We start from the raw sequence: 18,185 nt of genomic DNA on the forward strand, positions 1-18,185 counted from the left end.
TTGGAAGATGGAAGGGCTCAGCCCGAAAAACGCAGTGCAGCACTGCGTATCTTAATAGCCCAAGCTGACATCGATTGGTCTCGATCTCTGACGAAATCCCATAGCGTATTTGGACCGGAACACCCGCTCCTTACGGAGCCCGCATGACTGAAATCGGCGCGACGGATTGCCCAGCGTCCCCAATAGGGTTGCGCAGAAGCTGTCTGCCGCAACCCTCGTCTCGAGCCGCCAAAAATGGCGGTCGGACCGGTGGCGACCGGCGCATCGGTGGTCGTAACGGCGCTGAGGCCGGTGTGGTATCGGGGGGGGGGGCGCGGAATGGAAGCCATCATTCAGATCAACCATGAAACAGTTCGTCGGCGCGAAGCACGCTTCGCAGCAGCAGGTCCGCGCCGTTGGCACATTGCTGCGGCGAGGAATATTCGCGTTCGTTATGTGACAAGCCCTCGCGCGAGGGAATGAAGATCATCGCCGTCGGCGCCTTGGCTGCCACGTGGGCCGCATCGTGACCGGCGCCGGAAACCATCTCCAGCGTCGAAAGGCAAAGACCTTCCGCCTCCTGCCGGATTACCTCGCGCAACGCCGCATCAAACACGACCGGCGCCTTGCGCCAGACCACGGAAAGCTGTGCCCCCGGCGCGAGGCGCTCGATCTCGTTCGTCAAGTCCGTCTCCATTGCGGCAAGGCCGCTCTCTTCGGGATGGCGCATGTCGATTTCGAGGCGGACTTCCCGGCTCTTCCCTCACCATCCGCTACGCCGACAAGCAACCTACCCTCGCCGCCCGCGCGCTTGCACCATGGCCGATGTGCTGACGGAAATGACACGTGAATCCGTAGCTTGAAATTCAGGCCCGTCGAAATGCTGAAATGCCTTCTCATGGCTAGTGCGGTCGCTTGGATTATCCCGCCCGCGCTGGCGAACCTATAAGGACGAGAGCGGCAAGGGGCCCTACCCCTCGAACCGCCGTGACGGTGATTACAGGCGCCATTCCTACGAGATTCCCCGTGGAAATCTGCTGCGGCCAGGAAGCTGCCGTGTCTGGCTCTACGACCGCCCCGGCTGGGCAACAGCCTCTCCGAGAGGCTGCCGTCAGGCGCAGCGGATGGCGGATCGCTACGACGGATCTCGGGAGGCCCTCGGTAGTCGGCTTCCGCCGCTGCTAACGTTGTTCGGACTGCTGGCGCCTGAGAATGTTGACGAACGCCATCGGTTTGGCACGGATTTGGTCCCGACCCTTTCCCTGGCCAGTCTACCTCTTGCTTCCGTTCTGCTCGGCACTGCCAGGTGCCATGATAGAGCTCGCGACGACCAGCGGCTTTCCGGGCGACTTCGCAACCGGAAGGACCAACCTGACGAATTGTTGGCGTCCGGAGACAAAGAGAATGTAGAGCCGGTTGCTTTGCGCCGGGCTGCGTTCCTCGGAGATCTTCTCGGCGTCCGTCCGGGTGAAAAACGCCTTCTGGAATGCGTCTGGATCGATATCGGGCAATGCCAGTGTACATGTATGAACGGGCTTACCGTCGATTGATGCTGTGGTGAAGCCGATAATGGTGCCGGGAGGGAGCCCCCCGTCCACTTTGGTCGTCAGCCACACGCGCACCGAGTCCGGATCGGCGATCGGCGCCAGTTCTTCGAACGCCACCTCCGCAAGCAGTTCCCAGTTGCGGCCGTAAGCATCCTGGCTCATCCGCAGGAAACTTGGCCCCTCCGCCAGACAAATGTGGTGGAACTCTTCGACAGCCTGATTGGCATCGCTGGCGGACTGGGCTGTCAGCGGCGCTAAGGTGAGGAGAATTGCCCCCGCGAAGACTCTTCGGCGGCGCGCGACTGAACTCATCGGTTTCTCGAAAGTTGGGATTGGAACTTAACGCGCAGGGCCGGCCTTGGTTCCCCGTAGTGTTCACCCTGTGGTCTAGCCCCTCTTCAGCTCAGCACTTGATCTTGGCTGCACGACTGCCTGCTCAAGTTGGTATTCGCGCTTCATTCTGCCACGTTAGCTCAGGTAAACAGGTGGCGCCGCCGACGTGTCCGCCAGCGGCGTTCTATCTCTGAACACATCCTGCCGGTGCCGGACGGGTTGGCTTCCGAAACCGCCGTCATTGCGCGGCTGATGAGCGTGTCGATGACCACTTTGATGACCACAAAGGCACGCCCCGGTGATCGCGTCGTCATAACGGGGGCCGGTCCTGTCGGCTTCCTCGCCGCCCATCTCTCCGGGTTGGCCGCTACCGCGTGTCCGTCGTCGACCCCGACGCCATGCGGCGGGAACAGTTGGCGAAAAGCGGTGCTCTAGATGCCCGTGCAGCGATGCCGCTTGGATCCAGACCTTCAGGGCAAGGTCGCGCTCGCGGTCGACTGCTCGGGTCATGAGGGCGCCGTGCTGAAAGGGTGCCGCATCGTCCGCCGCATGGGTGAAGTGGTGCTCGTCGGCGTCCCCTGGCGAAAATATACCGACCTTACAGCCCATGACGTGCTGAACCCGGTGTTCTTCAACCACGTGACTTTACGCTCGGGCTGGGAATGGGAGCTTCCCATGCACGGCCGCAGCTTCCAGTGGGAAGAACTGCTAGGAGGCTATAACAACGCTCTGCACTCGATTTTCAGCGGCTTTTCCCGTGCGCTCGAATGGTTGACCGAGGGCAAGATCCCGCTCGACGGCCTAGTCCGCAGCACATCACCCGACAATCCGGAAAGACTCTATGCGGATATTATGGCACGTCACATCGATGAGCCATTCATCGTCTTGGATTGGTCTGGTCTCACTTCATCGCCTTGACGGGATCGAACCGTTGACCTCTTGATGATCGGCGTGCTCAGGGAATAGCAGGGATCCCACGAGGTAGGAAGTGACGCTGCTTCTACTCGTCGTCGAGCTCGCTGGGCCAGATCGGCCAGGCGGCCGCTTTCGGGAAAGTCAAGCAACCATGATGTGCAGCACTGACAATCTCTTCGTCGACGTGGACCGCCGCCCTCGGATCTCTCTTCCGATGCAACTGAAGATTATGTCGCTGTCCTCAAGCGCATATCGGGCCCAGACGAGCTTCATCGATCACCCGCGGCTGACTTGCGCAGAGCTGCCGCCGTGGCGCGCTCTTTGATTTCGGCATCGATCCGGGTCTGAACAAGTGCACTAGAAGCCATGTGCAAATCTCCTTCGCCGCCAATATAATGCACATGCATGACACATTCTGGAGCCGCCGCGACTGTCCCATGCCGAATTCACACGGAATCGGGCCGGCGACAGCGCCGTTCCTCTTGATACATTACGCGACGTTTTGAGCACAGAACGGAATCTACGGAACGAACTTCCCTGCGATCGGTCGCCCTCCTCGATCCAGCGGAGCAAGCTGTAGGCAATGCTCCCGCTGGGCGTCGGGTCGATTGCACCTGCTGGGTTACGCCTTGCGTCCTGGGCGGGTGCGGAAAAATCGTTCCTTGGCCTGTTCCCGTACGGTCTGAACCAGCACATAGAACACGGGGATCAAAAGAAGCCCGACGACGGTACCGACGAGCAGTCCGCCGAACACGGTCATGCCAATGGCGCGGCGGCTGCCGGCCCCTGCCCCGGTGGCGATCACGAGGGGGATGACGCCGAGGATGGATGCCATTGCGGTCATGAGTACGGGGCGAAAACGTTGGGCTGTTCCCGCCGCTGCGGCTTCAGGTGTCGCCATCCCTTTGTCGCGCCGTTCCTTGGCGAACTCGACGATGAGGATCGCGTTCTTCGCGGCGAGTCCGATCAGTAGAACCAGACCGATTTGGGCGTATATGTTGATGTCGATCGAGGCGAGCATCAGACCCAAGAGAGCGCCGAGCACGGCGACAGCGACGGACAGCATCACCGCGAGAGGAACACTCCAGCTTTCGTATTGCCCGACGAGAAAGAGATAGGTGAAGATGAGGCCCATGAGGAGAATGAGGGCGGTCTGGTTTCCGGCCTGATCTTCCTGCAGCGCCAGTCCCGTCCACTCGAATCCGAAACCTTCGGGGAGATTTTGCTCCGCGAGCGACGCCATGGTGGCGAGGGCCTGGCCGGTGCTCGTTCCCGTCGCGGCCTGGCCGTTGATCGAGGCCGAAGGGAACAGGTTGTAGCGATTGATCGCAGTCGGCCCGTAACTGGTGGAGATGGAGAGCAGTGATTGGAGCGGCACGAGCTCTCCGTTCCGACTGCGCACCCGCAAGCGCTGAATGTCCTCGATGCGGCTGCGGAACTGTGACTCATCCTGGATCCGCACCTGGTACACGCGCGAGAAGATGTTGAAATCATCGACATAGGACGAGCCGAGATGGGACTGCATGGCGTTGAAGATCGTCGCGGTTGAAACCCCGAGGAGCTCGGCCCGACGGCGGTCGACATTGAGAAAGACCTGCGGGACGTCCGCCGAGAAGGCGCTGAAGACGCTGGCAAGCCCTGGGGTCTGGTTAGCCTTGACGATCAGGCCGCGCATGACTTCGGCAAGTTCCTGCTGGCTCTGGCCGCTGCGCGCCTGAAGCCTGAGGTCGAAGCCGCCGGTCGTACCAAGGCCCGGTATGGCCGGTGGGTTGAACGGCACGACGGAGGCGGTGGGTATCCGGCCAAACTCGGCGCGGAGACGGTTCATGATCGCGTCGATGCTCTCCTCGGCGCTCCTGCGTTCGCCCCAGAGTTTCAGCGCTGTGATCACCATTCCGGCGTTCGAGCCGCCGCCGCCCACCATGCTATTACCGGCAATGCCGACAGAATTCGCAACCCCTGGTGTCCGTTGCAAGATCCTCGAAACGGTATCCAGCGCCTGCTGTGTCCGCTCGAGCGAAGCGGCATTGGGCAATTGCACATTGATAAAAAGGTATCCCTGATCCTCGCTCGGCACGAATCCGGTCGGAAGCGCGCGGAACAATCCATAGACCCCGCCAAAGATCGCCAGAAGAATTACAGAAGCAATCCAGAGCCGCCGGGACATGCGGTCGAGCATCGCGAGGTACCAGTTGCGCGAGAAGTCGAGGCCCCGGTTGAATGTCCCAAAAATTCGGGACCGCTGCTCGCGCGGTGGCCTGAGCATGAGGACACACAGGGCCGGGCTGAGCGTCAGTGCATTGATGGTCGAGAAGGTAGTCGTGATCAGGATCGTCACGGCGAATTGACGGTAGAGCTGCCCGGTAATCCCGGCCACGAATGCGATCGGCACGAAGAGGGCTGCAAGGACCAGAGTGGTCGCCACGATCGGACCCGTGACTTGGCTCATCGTACGGCGGGTCGCGTCGTGCACATTCAGTCGCTCTTCGGCCATCAAGCGCTTTACGTTCTCGACGACGATGATCGCGTCGTCGACGACTAGGCTGATGGCGAGGATGACGGCGAAGAGCGTAATGGTATTGGCCGAGTAGTCTAGCAGATAAAGGACGGCAAACCCGCCAATCAGGGACACCGGGATCGTCAGTGTCGGTATGACCGTCGCCCGCCAGTCTTGCAAGAAGAAGTAAGTGACGGCGACCACCAGCGCAAAGGTGATCGCAAGCGTGATAGCGATCTCCTTGATCGTTTCGGTGATGAAGGCTGTTGTGTCGAAGACGATCGCATAGGCCATGTCCTCGGGAAACTGCCGCGAAAGCCGATCGAGTTCGGAGAGCACTGCCCGCGACACGGCAAGCGCATTGGCGTCGGCGCTCTGGTAAACGACGACCGTCGCGCTCGGTTGACCGTTGAAAGTTGACGCCGTGTCGTAGGATTGCGCGCCGAGTTCCACGCGCGCGACATCGCGGAGGCGGACTAAGGCACCTTCCGTATTGGTGCGAACGATGATATTCGAAAAGTCCTCCTCGGTCGCGAGACGCCCCTGGGCCATGATTGTGAGCTGCAACTGTTGGCCCGATGTTGCAGGCGGAGACCCCAATTGGCCGGCCGAGGCCTGCGCATTCTGGGCCTGGATGGCGCTCGTCAGATCCGCGGCAGTCAGGCCTAAGGCCTGCATTCGGTCCGGGTTCATCCAAATACGCATGCTGTAGGACGGACCAAAGATACCGGCCTCCCCGACGCCTGACACGCGGGCGATCGCATCACGGATATTGTTGGCGGCATAGTTGCTGATGAAAATCTCGTCGCGCGTTCCCTCGGGGGAATAGATCGCAACGCCCATCAACATGCTGGACGAGCGCGCTCTCACTGAGACCCCCGTCTGGGTCACGGAAGCGGGAAGCCGGGGCGTCGCGAGCGCGACACGGTTCTGCACGTTAACTTGCGCCAGTGCCGGATCGGTACCGACGGCGAAGGTCACAGTCAACGAGTAGGTCCCGTTGTTGGTGCTTGAGGACGACATGTAAAGCATGTCCTCGACACCGTTAACCTGGTTCTCGATCGGGGCTCCGACGCTCTCCTCCAAGACGCTCGCATTGGCCCCTGGATAACTGGCGGTGACCTGCACCTCGGGCGGCGTGATCTGCGGGAACTGCGCAATCGGAATCTGGAAGAGTGCGAGCGCACCGGCGATCGCCATCACGACGGCGATAACGGTGGCAAGTCGCGGGCGGTCGATAAAGTACGCCGACAGGTTCATTGGCTCGACGATCCTGGCGCCGGTGCGGTAGTATCCGTTGCGGCGTCGCCGGCCGATACGCTCTGCGCCTCGACGACTGCTCCAGGGGAGACGCGTTGGAGGCCCTCGACGATCAGTTTCTCACCGCCCTGCAGGCCCTCCTCGACCACCCAATTCTGCCCGACCTGCACGGAAACGCGAATGCGTCGCACGGTGGCACGGCTCTCGCCGTCGACGACGAGCACGAAGCGGCCCTCGCGGTCCTGCTCCACGGACCCGACCGGCACCACCGGACGTTCCTCCCGCTCCGCCGGCTCGACAATCACCGTGACGAACTGCCCCGGCATGAGGAGCGATTGCGGATTGGCGAATAGAGCTCGGATCGGAAGCGTGCCGGTCTGCACGTCGATCTCGTTTCCGAAGAATTCGAGCTTCCCTGACTGCTGGTAAGGCTCACCATTCGACAGGCGCAGCTTGAGGAGATAGCCTTTTGCCAGTTCGTCCTTGCCTGCCCCTCCGGCGATCGTGCGAAGGTCGAGGATGGTGCGATCGCTGACCGAGAAGACCACGCGGATGGGATCCGTCTGAACCACTCGGGCCAGCGGCTCCGACGACGGGCTGACAAGACTCCCCACAGAATAGGCAGCGCGGCCGATCCGACCGCCGATCGGAGCCTTGATGTGGGTGTAGCCGAGATTGAGCTCGGCCTGATTGACCCTTGTCTGTGCCGACAGGACGTTTGCCCGGGCAGTGTCGCGCGCCGCCTGGCTCTCCTCGAGCACAGCCTGCGAGACTGTGCGCTGGCTTAGCGTCTGGTTTCGCTGGAACTGGCGTTCGGCATTGTCGAAATTGGTCTGGGCGCTGAGCAGCGTCGCTTGTGCATCCTTGAGCGCAAGCTCGTAAGTCGTTTGCTCAAGGGTGAAGAGATCTTGACCTTTCTCGACGTTCTGGCCCTCGGCGAAAAGCCGCCTCTCCAGGAAACCTTCTACTCTGGCTCGGATATCCACGGCGTTGAGTGCTTCGACCCGGCCAACGAATTCATGGGCCGGAGATACATCCTCGAGTTGAACGGTCATCACGCCGACGACCGGCCCGGTCTGGGCGACACCGTCTCCGGTCGAGCAGAGCAGGAGACCGCTTACCCCTAGAACGAAATCCACAGATCGAAATGCCGTTTTGAACATCGAAGACCCCGCTTCGAGTTTCCGATCCAAGCCTCCTTTGGAGAGGCAAGCTATCAGGCCGCCTGTTGTGCCTTGCGATAAAAGAAGAGCCCTGGGGGCGCCTGTCGAGACCTGTGGCACGCCGGAAGCACGATGGCTTCATCTAGTATTGGCCTCAATCGGTTACCTGGGAGCACCTTACGTTAGGTAGGCACGTTCACGGATGCCCGGCGGACGCTGCAACGCTAGAAGTGTATGACCTTAAGAATAGCAAGCTTTACGCGCAAAGCCAGCGTGATTCAAGAAAAATGAGCCGCGCGCCAACTGGCACGAACCCGCTTTCGGGGGCGTTGCTTCTATTTCGGACCCAAATCATGCGTCGAACTGGCAACAAGCTTCATCGCCGCAGCCAGGAGAAGTGCCGCTCCCGGCAGCACGAGACCGTTCCAGTCCAGCATCCCCTCAGTCTCTGCCACGACGGTGGCGAAATGAACGACGAGATAAAGGATGATCACCTCGATGAAGAGGATCTTCATTTCCGCGACGGTGTTGAGGATCATCCATCGCGGCACCCTCTTACGGACCTCGTCCGAGACGTCGATGACGAAACCGAACGTGATCGCATAGCCGAAAATGGTGAGTACGATGCCGAAAAGAAACTTGTCCGTCGCACGCAAGACGGCAGCGGTCACCGAAAGCTCCGGCTCTGTTCTGACGAAGGTGAAGGCGTTGCGCAAAAGAAGCGCGCCTTCAAGAAACATCAGCAGCGCACCGCCCAGGACCCCGATGGACGCGAGGATCATGATGTAGCGGATGCCCAAGAAAAACGAGATCATTGGCCTTGCTGCCTTTCTGCAGCGGGTCCGGGGCACTCTCATTTGGAGGGGCGCTTCCCGTTCAAACGCTCTCCCCGACAGCGGCAGCTCGACGGCTCTTCAAGCCGGTGGAAACCGTTCCCCACAGTTCTGGGGGCGCTGGCGACACGCAAATTAACACAACTAGCTCTGGTCTGGTCCCCTGGGATTTTACAGCTTGAAGTTTTGAAGCAAAAGGTACAACCTTTCGGCCCTCCCACCTAGGGGCGGCTCATCGGTACGTGCTTTTCGTTCAATCAGGCAACCGTGCGCAATCGGAGGCCGCGTGACCAGCACTGCTCAGAAACTTTCGCTCACGTCGCTGGCCGCGCTCGTCGTCGGCTCCATGGTGGGAGCGGGCATATTTTCGCTGCCCCGCACCTTCGGCGATGCGACTGGTCCGTTCGGTGCTATCGTGGCCTGGTGCATCGCAGGGGCAGGCATCTTCACTCTGGCTCACGTGTTCAGGGTGCTCGCGGAACGCAAGTCGGATCTCGATGCAGGCGTCTACGCGTATGCGAGCGCCGGCTTCGGCGACTATGCCGGCTTCCTTTCGGTTCTCGGCTATTGGCTGGTCGGCTGTATTGCCGATGTGTCGTACTGGGTGTTGATCAAGGCCACCCTCGGGGCCTTCTTCCCGATCTTCGGAGACGGCAACACGATCGCCGCTGTGCTTGTCTCCTCGGTCGCGCTGTGGGGCTTCCACTTCATGATCTTGCGAGGGATCAAAGAGGCAGCGGCCATCAACACCGTCGTCACCGTGGCAAAGATCGTGCCCATCCTGATCTTCATAGTCATCCTGCTCGGCGCGTTCGAGACCGATCTCTTTCGCAGCAATTTTTGGGGCGGCGCGGACACGCCCGAGGCGAGCCTTTTCGAGCAGATACGTGCCACCATGCTGGTCACCGTTTTTGTGTTCATCGGCGTAGAGGGCGCGAGCGTCTATTCGCGCTACGCGCGCAAACGTTCCGATGTGGGCGTGGCCACCACACTGGGCTTCGTAGTCGTGCTGGGACTGATGGTGTTGGTAACGCTGCTACCCTACGGGGCCCTAGAGCGACCCGAAATCGCGGGCATGCGGCAACCCTCGATGGCTTCCGTTCTGGAATCCATCGTCGGGCCGTGGGGCTCCGTCTTTGTCAGTGCCGGTTTGATCGTTTCCGTGCTCGGAGCGTATCTGGCATGGTCGCTGATCTGCGTCGAAGTGCTCTTCTGCGCCGCCAAAAACGGAGACATGCCGAGCGTACTCGCCAGGGAGAATAGCAACAGCGTTCCGGCTGCGGCTCTTTGGCTGAGCAATGGAGTGATCCAGCTCTTCCTCATTAGCACCCTGTTCTCGGAAGATGCGTTTCGCTTGATGGTAAACCTGACGAGTGCAATGGTGCTGATTCCATACCTGCTAGTGGCAGCCTATGGATTTCTTGTCGCCAAGCGCGGGGAGACCTACAACATCAGACCGAAGGAACGGTTCCGCGATCAGATCTTGGCAGGCGCCGCCACGGTCTACACGGCCTTTATGATTTATGCCGGCGGCCTGAAGTTCCTCCTGCTTTCCGCCATTCTCTACGCGCTTGGAACGGCCCTGTTCCTCTATGCAAGACGCGAACAGAAGAAGCCGCTCTTCAGCCCTCGGGAATGGCTCGTCTTCATAGCTGTAGTGGTCGGATGCCTAGTCGGCATCTACGGTCTCGTGACCGGCTCCATCACTATATAGATTTCACAGATCGGGGCGATCTAGGCCTCGCCGATCCGTCAGCTCATAGACACTCCGCTGGCCTTCCCGCATGTTCCTTGAATCGGCGCCGACTTGAGAAAAAATGCAGTAATGCAAAACGTTAAGTGTCCCTTACCCTTATGAAAGACACGCGCGGCGCTGTAGCTGACACGTGTTTGCGTCAGGCTTTTCGTCAGCAAATCGATTCGCTCTTGCAATTTGAGTATTACACGTTAACATTGTGATTAATCCAAGTATGCTACACAAGTGGCGCCAGAAGCAGATAGCAGCTTCAAAATACCACGCCGGCTTGAGATATCCGTAATTTCACCTGGCTGAACAAGCGATCTACAGAGTTGTTCGCGCGTCCGCACCTCCGCAGACGCCGCTTTCATTGGCGAATCCGGGAGTAAAGCGATGGCGCAGAAGCTTTCCCTGTTTGCTCTGACTGGCATGGTCGTCGGTTCCATGGTCGGCGCAGGCATCTTCTCGCTCCCGCGGACATTCGGCGTCGCAACAGGGCCGTTTGGCGCAATCATCGCCTGGTGCATTGCAGGGGGCGGCATGTACATGCTGGCGCGCGTCTTCCAATCGCTGGCGGAGCGCAAACCCGATCTTGACGCCGGCGTTTTCGCCTATGCCAAAGAAGGGTTTGGCGACTATCCAGGCTTCCTATCCGCCTTCGGCTACTGGATCGGCAGTTGCATCGGCAACGTGTCATATTGGGTGCTGATCAAGTCGACGCTTGGCAATTTTTTTCCAGTCTTCGGCGACGGCAATACTGTCGTCGCTATTCTCGTCGCTTCGGTCGGCATCTGGCTCTTCCACTTCATGATCTTGAGAGGCATTCAGCAGGCCGCCTTTGTCAACACCGTCGTGACCGTCGCGAAGGTCATCCCGATTATTGCCTTCATCATCATCCTGCTCTTCTTCTTCAAGCTCGACCTGTTCCGGCTCAACTTCTGGGGTGGCGAGGGGATGCCGCAGGCAACCCTCCTCCAACAAATCCAGGCGACAATGCTGGCGACGGTCTTCGTCTTCATCGGCATCGAAGGCGCGAGCAACTATTCGCGCTATGCGCAGGCGCGCTCCGATATCGGAACGGCCACGATCATGGGCTTCATAGGCGTCAGTGCGCTGATGGTTCTGGTCACGCTGCTGCCCTATGCGGCCCTGACGCGCCCCGAGATCGCCGCCATGAGCCAGCCTTCGATGGCCGGAGTGCTTGCTGCCGTCGTCGGCCCCTGGGGTGCGGTTTTCATCAGCATCGGGGTGATCGTCTCGGTGCTTGGTGCCTATCTCGCCTGGTCGTTGGTGTGCGCGGAAGTGCTCTACGTGGCCGCGCGCACGGACGACATGCCCCGGCTTTTCGGCACTGAGAATCAAAACAAGGTGCCCGCAGCCGCGCTATGGCTTACAAACATCGTCGTCCAACTGTTCGTCATTAGCACCTACTGGTCGCAGGACGCGTTCGCGCTGATGCTGAACTTGACGAGCGCAATGTCGCTGATTCCCTACATGTTCGTGGCTGCCTTCGGGTTCATGCTGGCTCGACGCGCCGAGACTTACGAGGTCCGGCCGCGTGAACGCACCCGCGACCTGATCATTGCCAGCATCGCCGCCGCCTACACATTTTTCATGATTGTCGCGGGCGGCATCAAGTTCGTCCTGCTGTCGGCTCTTCTGTATGCCCCTGGCACGATCCTCTATTTCTGGGCCAGGCGCGAGCGGGGCAAGCGGGTTTTCAACACATCCATCGACTGGCTGATTTTCGCGACTGCAGCCATCGGCTGCATCGCGGCGATCATCGGCTTGTCCACCGGCTACCTGACGATCTGAAAAAGGAGATGTGCCATGTCCTCTGAAAGCTCGACCCAGCACACTTTGGGTGTACATTCCGAGGTTGGCCAGTTACGCAAGGTCATGGTCTGCGCGCCGGGGCGTGCTCATCAACGGCTCACGCCGAGCAATTGTGACGCCCTCCTGTTTGACGACGTCCTCTGGGTCGACAACGCCCGGCGCGATCATTTCGACTTCATGACCAAGATGCGCGACCGCGGCGTCGAGGTTGTCGAGATGCACAACCTGCTAGCCCAGACCGTGGCAATTCCTGATGCGAGGAAGTGGATTCTCGATAACCAGGTCGTGCCTAATCAGGTCGGGCTTGAGCTCGTAGACGAGATCCGCAGCTACCTCGACGGGCTGCCCGACCGTGAGCTTGCGGAGACCCTGATAGGCGGACTATCGACCCATGAATTTCCCGAGGCTCACGGCGGCGAAATGTTGGAACTGATCCGGGACGCTGCTGGGGCCGCAGAGTATCTCCTGCCGCCGCTGCCCAACACGCTCTATACGCGTGATACCACCTGCTGGATTTACGGCGGGGTGACGCTCAACCCGCTTTATTGGCCGGCGCGCCACGAGGAGACCATCCTCGCCACCGCCATCTACAAGTTCCACCCGGATTTCGCCGGCAAGGTCAATGTCTGGTGGGGCGACCCGACCATGGACTGGGGGCTCGCCACACTTGAGGGCGGCGACGTCATGCCGATCGGCAAAGGCAACGTGTTGATCGGCATGAGTGAGCGAACGTCGCGGCAAGCGATCGGCCAGCTTGCCGCAACCCTGTTCGAAAAAGGCGCTGCGCAGCGCGTGATCGTCGCCGCGATGCCAAAATTACGTGCGGCCATGCACCTAGACACGGTGTTCACATTCGCCGACCGCGACTGCGTGCTTATCTACCCCGACATTGTCAACGAAATCGAGGCATTCTCCTACAGACCCGGTGAGAAGCCGGGCTCCGTCGAGCTCCACAAGGATCGTGGCTCGTTTGTCGAAACTGTGCGGGACGCCCTGGGCCTCAAGGAAATGCGCGTGGTCGAGACCGGCGGGAACGCCTATGTGCGCGAACGCACGCAATGGGATAGCGGCGCAAATCTCGTCTGCCTGTCTCCCGGCGTGGTGCTGGCCTACGACCGAAACACCTACACCAATACGCTTCTACGCAAAGCGGGCGTTGAAGTGATCACCATCACGGGCGGCGAACTCGGTCGCGGACGCGGCGGTGGCCATTGCATGACCTGCCCAATTATTCGTGATGCTGTGGACTATTGACCAAGATCGGCAGTTTCTGGCCCAGAGCGACTGTAGCCCTGCCCTAAATCGCCTGATCTCTAAGCCCGATCTTGCAGAGAGTGGCCGCTCTCACAAAGGAGAAATGCCATGGCACGAAGAACAATACTCCCTCTCACGCTTGCCGCTGTGGCCGCGATTGCCGGTGGGTGCGCCACCGAACAGAACCAACGCGGCCTGGGCGGAGCTCTGATAGGCGCCGGAACAGGCGCGGTGGCGGGCCAGTTGATTGGAGGGAACACAACGAGCACCGTCGCCGGTGCGGCTGGCGGAGCTCTGGTCGGGGCCGCGGTCGGGACTGCAACAACCCCGTCTTACAACCGTGGCAACTGCAGATACAGACAGCCGGACGGCACAATCATCATCGCAAGGTGCCGGTAAAGCCGACCGCCTGGCGCTCGCCGCAACCTCATGCCGGAAGGCGGTGAGTGCCTGCGCGGGATCGTCATATTTGGGCTTTCAGGGTGCGCGCCAGGTTGCGCCAACCGGAAACTCGTCATCACCGTGACGCATCGAGAACTTCGCAACTCAAGTAAATGGGAGTTAGTCATGTCCAGCCTGATTGCCATTATTTATCCCAGTGAAGACAAAGCCGAAGAAGTCCGAAAGCGCCTGATTGAGCTGCAGAAAGAATACTTGCTCACGTTGGGCGACGCCGTGATCGCGACAAAGACTGACGCGGGCAAGATCAAGTTGAATCAACTGATGAACCTAACTGCGGCAGGTGCCGCTTCAGGAAGCTTCTGGGGATTGCTCGTCGGTGTGCTGTTCCTCAACCCGCTGATCGGGGTGGCCGTAGGTGCGGCGTCCGGAGCGATCGGCGGCGCGCTGAGCGATGTGGGCATCAACGACGACTTCATGAAGGAACTGGCCAGGGGCCTTCAGCCCGGCAATGCGGCGCTGTTTGTGCTGGTGAAGGAGATGACTGAGGACAAGGTTCTGAAGGATATATCGCCGTTTGGCGGCACCATACTGAGAACCTCTCTGGATGAAAGCAAGGAGCAACTACTGCGGGAGGCCTTGCAGAAAGCGAGCGTCGCTTAGACGCCGTTAGCGCTGGTGACAACCGAACCGGACGCGCAGAAATTGGATGTTCACATGGCGGGATACGGCGAAAACTTCAACCTGATGAAAATGAAGCTAATCGGCTTCGGGAGTATCATTATTGGTTTCCTCGTCGCGGCGTCCGGCTACCGATATGGCTCGTTTGGAATCGGATTGGCAGGAGTAATCCTTCTGCTCATCGGCATAGCTTTCATCGTGGGCCACGTCCTTCGCCGAAATGAACGGCGATAGTGCGATTTACGCCGGGCGCTGGCTGCAGGCGCAAGGTCCGCACAGAAGTCTGTTCGCCCGCGGATCGATGCGTCTGCGCCTTCGAAAGATTCTTGCCGACGGTCGGGCCGCTTCTCGGAGCAGTGGGAACGAGCAGCCGGAGTGACGAGGACGCCATGGCATCTTACGACACCATGCCGGTCAATGCCGGTGGCGACCCCAGCGGCCCCCCGCCTTCGGTTCGGGTGGTGCTTGGCGGCGTCATGCTCCTGGCGGGACTGGTCGTCCTGACGGATGTAGCGTTTGCATCAGTCGTTACTCCTGTCTTCGTCGGAAACGCTGCCATCTTGGTCGGCGTATTCGAAATCTTATATGCCTTCTGGGCGAGACGGTGGGGTGGCCTGTCATGGCAAACGCTGCTCGGATCTTTATATATCGCCCTGGGCTTGATGCTCACCGACGTCGCCGGCTCGAGCGTGATGGAGGTGCTCACGGACATTGTGGCCCGCTCCGTGCGTACACAAGAGCTTTTGCAAACCTACACGGTCGGCCTGCTGTTCATCCTCTCAGGCGTCGTCAGAATCCTGCTCAGTATTAGCCACTGGCGTGAGGCAGGATGGCCCATGATGCTGTCGGGAGCCTTCGGCGCCGCAGCGGGACTTGTCGTCCTGGCCGAGTTCCCGACGATGGGTCTTTGGCTCCTTGCGCTCTTGCTCGGGATCGATTTCCTGGCGCATGGCTTGGCTTGGCTAGGATTCGCAATTTTTGCCCGGCAGGACAAAGGTGGAAACAATACGGCATCGCCACCCGCTTGACTGCCGGAACTGAATCGGCGCTATCGTGATCGCTTGACCCACATAGCCGCAACGGCCGACGATGACGACCGCATTATCCGCTGGGCGTCGAAGCGACCTGATCGGCTGCCATCTCCAGACCGAACAATTCCGAAAGCCACTTGCTGGATGGATGCTCGTTGCAGAAAGTCAGCAACGCGATCGTTATCGGTACGCCGATGAAGGCGCCGAAGATCCCCCAGAGATAACCCCATAAGAAAACGGAAAACAGGACCATGACAGGAGACATTGACAGCGCGCTGCCTGAGGCTCGTGGCTCGATATAACTGCTCACAACGAACTGAATGAGGTTCAAGCCTGTAAAGACAATCAATACGGTCTCCATAGTCCCGAACTGGATAAGAGCAAAGAGCGTCGGGAACAAGGTGGCCAGAAGCGGCCCAAGAAAGGGGATGTAGTTGAGAGCGAACGCAATAAAGCCCCATTCCTCGGCGAGAGACAGCCCGACAGCGCGGGTGAAAATCCAAACCAGAAGACCGGTGACGACACTCATCACCGTCCTAATCATCATGTAGCGGCGAATCTTCATAGCGGTTTGTTGGCTGCCATGAAGAAGCAGTGCACTGGCCGTCCGGTTTCGCAATGCCTCGATCCTGCGCCCGAATGCCTCTATCTCCATCAGCCCGAGCAGGACATAGACGAGCGCGATCAGCCAGAAACTGAACGTGCTGTTAAGCCGGCCGCTTACCGCCTGCACGGTATGCAAGACCCAGCCGGCGCCGAAGTTTTCCGACCAAAGCACGCCAACCGCTACGCCGTGTTCCTCGAGCCAGAGGCGAACGTGGTCATAGAGCTGCTGAAAACGCGCAGCATCCGCGATGATCCACCGGCCGACGTGCCCGAATGCCCACGCTATGAGCCAGCCGAATGCGACGATGGCGAGCACGACCAAGAGGAAGCTGATGATGAGCGCCAAAGAGCGAGGGAGCATAGCCTGCAAGCGGCACTGCATCGGCCACACAAGCGCGATGATAAATAGCGCAAAAGCTACTGGGGCGAATATCGAACTTGCCATCGAGAGCATCGCGAGGAGGAGCAGAGTCGCGATCAGAATTTGGGTAATGTAAATTATCTTGATTCTTGCGGCGGGCATGCACCTACCTCTCAGACGATCTCCGCAGTTCATCAGTAGCATGCGACGACAGCAGGTGGGCCATCAGGCAGTCGTCGCTCACTGGGTGAGTGTGTTTTTGTAGATCACGCCGTCCTTCATGATGATTTTGAAGCTTTTGGCAGGATCGGCCACCAGGTCGATGTTCTCCAGCGGATTGCCTTCGACGAGCAGGAGGTCCGCGAGAGCGCCTTCTTCGATGACGCCCAGCTTTCCCGGATAGGGGTTACGTTGGCCCGACAGCGCCAGCAGTTCGGCATTGGTCCCGGTCGCCATGACGAGCGCTTCGGCAGGCGTGTACCAACGCACGAGCGAAGCCAGTATTGCTCCCTGTTGCTTCGCCAGCGCGCGGGAGAACAGGACATCCGTGCCCCACGCGGTCTTGATCTTGTACTTCTTTGCCAGTTCGTACGTTCTGCCGATGCCCGGCCACACCTCATCTGCCTTAGCGCGCTCGACCGAACCCTCCCGGAGGCCGGTCCTCATCAATTCGGGAAGCGGCTGCAAGCTCAGCCAAATGTCGTTTTCAGCGATCAGCCTGGCGGTGGCCTCATCCATGAGGAAGCCGTGTTCGATGCACTTCACACCAGCCGCGATGGCTTTCCGTATCGCATCAGAGGTGAAGGCATGCGCGGCAACGTAGGTGCCCCAATTCTCGGCAATTTCAACGGCGGCCCGCAGTTCGGGCTCGGTGAAGGTGGTAACATCGAGCGGGCTGAAGGGTGAAGACACCCCGCCGCCCGCCGTTAGCTTGATCAGAACGGCTCCCTGCATGAACTGTTCGCGGACGCGCAACCGCACCTCGTCCGGGCTGTCGACGACCATCGCACCCCCGACCGTCTCCATGGGGGTGAGCAGACCGCCGGTTCTCCGCGGCAGGTCGGTGAGCTGGCGGAAATCGCCATGCCCGCTGGTGACTGTGATCATAGCACCGGATGCATAGATGCGCGGTCCAGGGATGATGCCCCGGTCGATCGCACGCTTGAGGCCGAACGCCGGTCCGCCCACGTCGCGGACGGTGGTGAAGCCGCGCATCAAGGTATCCGTCGCCTCCTCGCCGGCCAGGATGCTGGCGAAGCTGACGTCGCCCATTGCTTCCGCCGGGCTGGACGCGGCCAACATGGCATGCCAGTGCGCATCGATCAGGCCCGGCATCAGGGTTCGCCCGTCGCCGGCAATGCGCTCAGCGCCTTCGGCCTCGATGGGGCTTGTCGAAATCGCCGCGATCACATTGCCGTGGACCAGAACATTCGACGGTGCCGTCAGAGCAGCACCTTTTCCGTCGAAGATGCGGACGTTTTCGAAAAGCACGTCCTCGGCGCTGGCGGTGGCGCAAACGCCGAGCACGAGAGCCGCTGCAAGCATCTCTCTGCCTGAGCGAAGCAAAGTGAAAACGGGGCGCGCAAGAAGGAACAACGCTTGGGCGCCAATCACGGCGTGCACTACAGCGTTGCAATGTGCCAACTGCCGCGATCCAGGGGTTTTTTGACACATGACGATCATCCCGCTTCAGGAGGAGAGGTGGTCACGCCGCAAGGACAAGTTGTAGCTTATACGGCGCAGACGTCAAGA

General features: G+C 60.0%; 15 protein-coding genes. 8 read left to right on the forward strand and 7 right to left on the reverse strand.

All coding sequences use genetic code 11. From position 1 onward, the window contains the following. Window positions 1–337: 337 nt before the first annotated feature. Complete coding sequence (locus PZL22_RS25570; protein WP_234840108.1) at window positions 338–709, reverse strand: M20/M25/M40 family metallo-hydrolase; 372 nt, start codon at window positions 707–709, stop codon at window positions 338–340. A 541-nt stretch (window positions 710–1,250) separates the two neighbouring features. Continuing rightward, window positions 1,251–1,838 carry a hypothetical protein gene (locus PZL22_RS25575; RefSeq protein ID WP_192937470.1) on the reverse strand — a complete coding sequence of 196 codons (588 nt, stop codon included), beginning with the start codon at window positions 1,836–1,838 and terminating at the stop codon, window positions 1,251–1,253. Between the two features lie 456 nt (window positions 1,839–2,294). On the opposite strand from PZL22_RS25575, the gene PZL22_RS25580 reads away from it, so the two are divergent. Further along, window positions 2,295–2,777 (forward strand): hypothetical protein, encoded by a 483-nt coding sequence (locus PZL22_RS25580; RefSeq protein WP_127621491.1) that lies wholly within the window; start codon window positions 2,295–2,297, stop codon window positions 2,775–2,777. 619 nt (window positions 2,778–3,396) lie between these two features. Here PZL22_RS25580 and PZL22_RS25585 read toward each other — a convergent pair. From PZL22_RS25585 to PZL22_RS25595, 3 genes are all read right to left on the reverse strand, one after another. Continuing rightward, window positions 3,397–6,531: an efflux RND transporter permease subunit gene (locus PZL22_RS25585; RefSeq protein WP_127621490.1), complete on the reverse strand. Its 3,135-nt coding sequence runs from the start codon at window positions 6,529–6,531 to the stop codon at window positions 3,397–3,399. Continuing rightward, the gene (locus tag PZL22_RS25590; RefSeq protein ID WP_014531439.1) at window positions 6,528–7,694 is read right to left on the reverse strand and encodes an efflux RND transporter periplasmic adaptor subunit; all 1,167 of its coding nucleotides are present in this window, start codon (window positions 7,692–7,694) and stop codon (window positions 6,528–6,530) included. Before PZL22_RS25590 ends, PZL22_RS25585 begins: the two co-directional genes overlap by 4 nt. Window positions 7,695–8,029: 335 nt before the next feature. Then, window positions 8,030–8,509 (reverse strand): YqhA family protein, encoded by a 480-nt coding sequence (locus tag PZL22_RS25595; RefSeq protein WP_003530434.1) that lies wholly within the window; start codon window positions 8,507–8,509, stop codon window positions 8,030–8,032. A 304-nt stretch (window positions 8,510–8,813) separates the two neighbouring features. Between PZL22_RS25595 and PZL22_RS25600 the strand changes: the two genes are divergently transcribed. The 7 genes from PZL22_RS25600 (at window position 8,814) to PZL22_RS25630 (ending at window position 15,463) form a co-directional block, all read left to right on the forward strand. Then, window positions 8,814–10,241, forward strand: a complete 1,428-nt coding sequence (locus PZL22_RS25600) for a basic amino acid/polyamine antiporter (protein ID WP_088198318.1) — start codon at window positions 8,814–8,816, stop codon at window positions 10,239–10,241. 417 nt (window positions 10,242–10,658) lie between these two features. Then, window positions 10,659–12,080 carry a basic amino acid/polyamine antiporter gene (locus PZL22_RS25605; protein WP_127621488.1) on the forward strand — a complete coding sequence of 474 codons (1,422 nt, stop codon included), beginning with the start codon at window positions 10,659–10,661 and terminating at the stop codon, window positions 12,078–12,080. A gap of 15 nt (window positions 12,081–12,095) precedes the next feature. Beyond that, entirely contained in the window at window positions 12,096–13,355 is a 1,260-nt protein-coding gene (gene arcA / locus PZL22_RS25610) for an arginine deiminase (protein WP_127621487.1), read from the forward strand. A gap of 108 nt (window positions 13,356–13,463) precedes the next feature. Beyond that, complete coding sequence (locus PZL22_RS25615) at window positions 13,464–13,754, forward strand: YMGG-like glycine zipper-containing protein (RefSeq protein ID WP_003530427.1); 291 nt, start codon at window positions 13,464–13,466, stop codon at window positions 13,752–13,754. A gap of 168 nt (window positions 13,755–13,922) precedes the next feature. Further along, the gene (locus tag PZL22_RS25620; RefSeq protein WP_014531434.1) at window positions 13,923–14,417 is read left to right on the forward strand and encodes a DUF1269 domain-containing protein; all 495 of its coding nucleotides are present in this window, start codon (window positions 13,923–13,925) and stop codon (window positions 14,415–14,417) included. Window positions 14,418–14,471: 54 nt separating this feature from the next. Then, window positions 14,472–14,669 carry a hypothetical protein gene (locus tag PZL22_RS25625; RefSeq protein WP_003530423.1) on the forward strand — a complete coding sequence of 66 codons (198 nt, stop codon included), beginning with the start codon at window positions 14,472–14,474 and terminating at the stop codon, window positions 14,667–14,669. A 155-nt stretch (window positions 14,670–14,824) separates the two neighbouring features. After that, window positions 14,825–15,463, forward strand: coding sequence for an HdeD family acid-resistance protein (locus PZL22_RS25630; protein ID WP_234825967.1), 639 nt, complete (start codon window positions 14,825–14,827; stop codon window positions 15,461–15,463). 73 nt (window positions 15,464–15,536) lie between these two features. On the opposite strand, the gene PZL22_RS25635 is transcribed toward PZL22_RS25630, so the two are convergent. Both PZL22_RS25635 and PZL22_RS25640 read right to left on the reverse strand, forming a co-directional pair. Beyond that, a complete protein-coding gene (locus tag PZL22_RS25635) occupies window positions 15,537–16,595 on the reverse strand; it encodes an AI-2E family transporter (RefSeq protein WP_088201047.1) in 1,059 nt (352 codons plus the stop codon). Window positions 16,596–16,673: 78 nt separating this feature from the next. After that, the gene (locus PZL22_RS25640; RefSeq protein WP_088198322.1) at window positions 16,674–17,978 is read right to left on the reverse strand and encodes a metal-dependent hydrolase family protein; all 1,305 of its coding nucleotides are present in this window, start codon (window positions 17,976–17,978) and stop codon (window positions 16,674–16,676) included. Between the last annotated feature and the right edge of the window lie 207 nt (window positions 17,979–18,185).

Origin of the sequence: Ensifer meliloti, assembly GCF_030064585.1 — a bacterium.
Classification (GTDB): Bacteria; Pseudomonadota; Alphaproteobacteria; order Rhizobiales; family Rhizobiaceae; genus Sinorhizobium; species Sinorhizobium meliloti.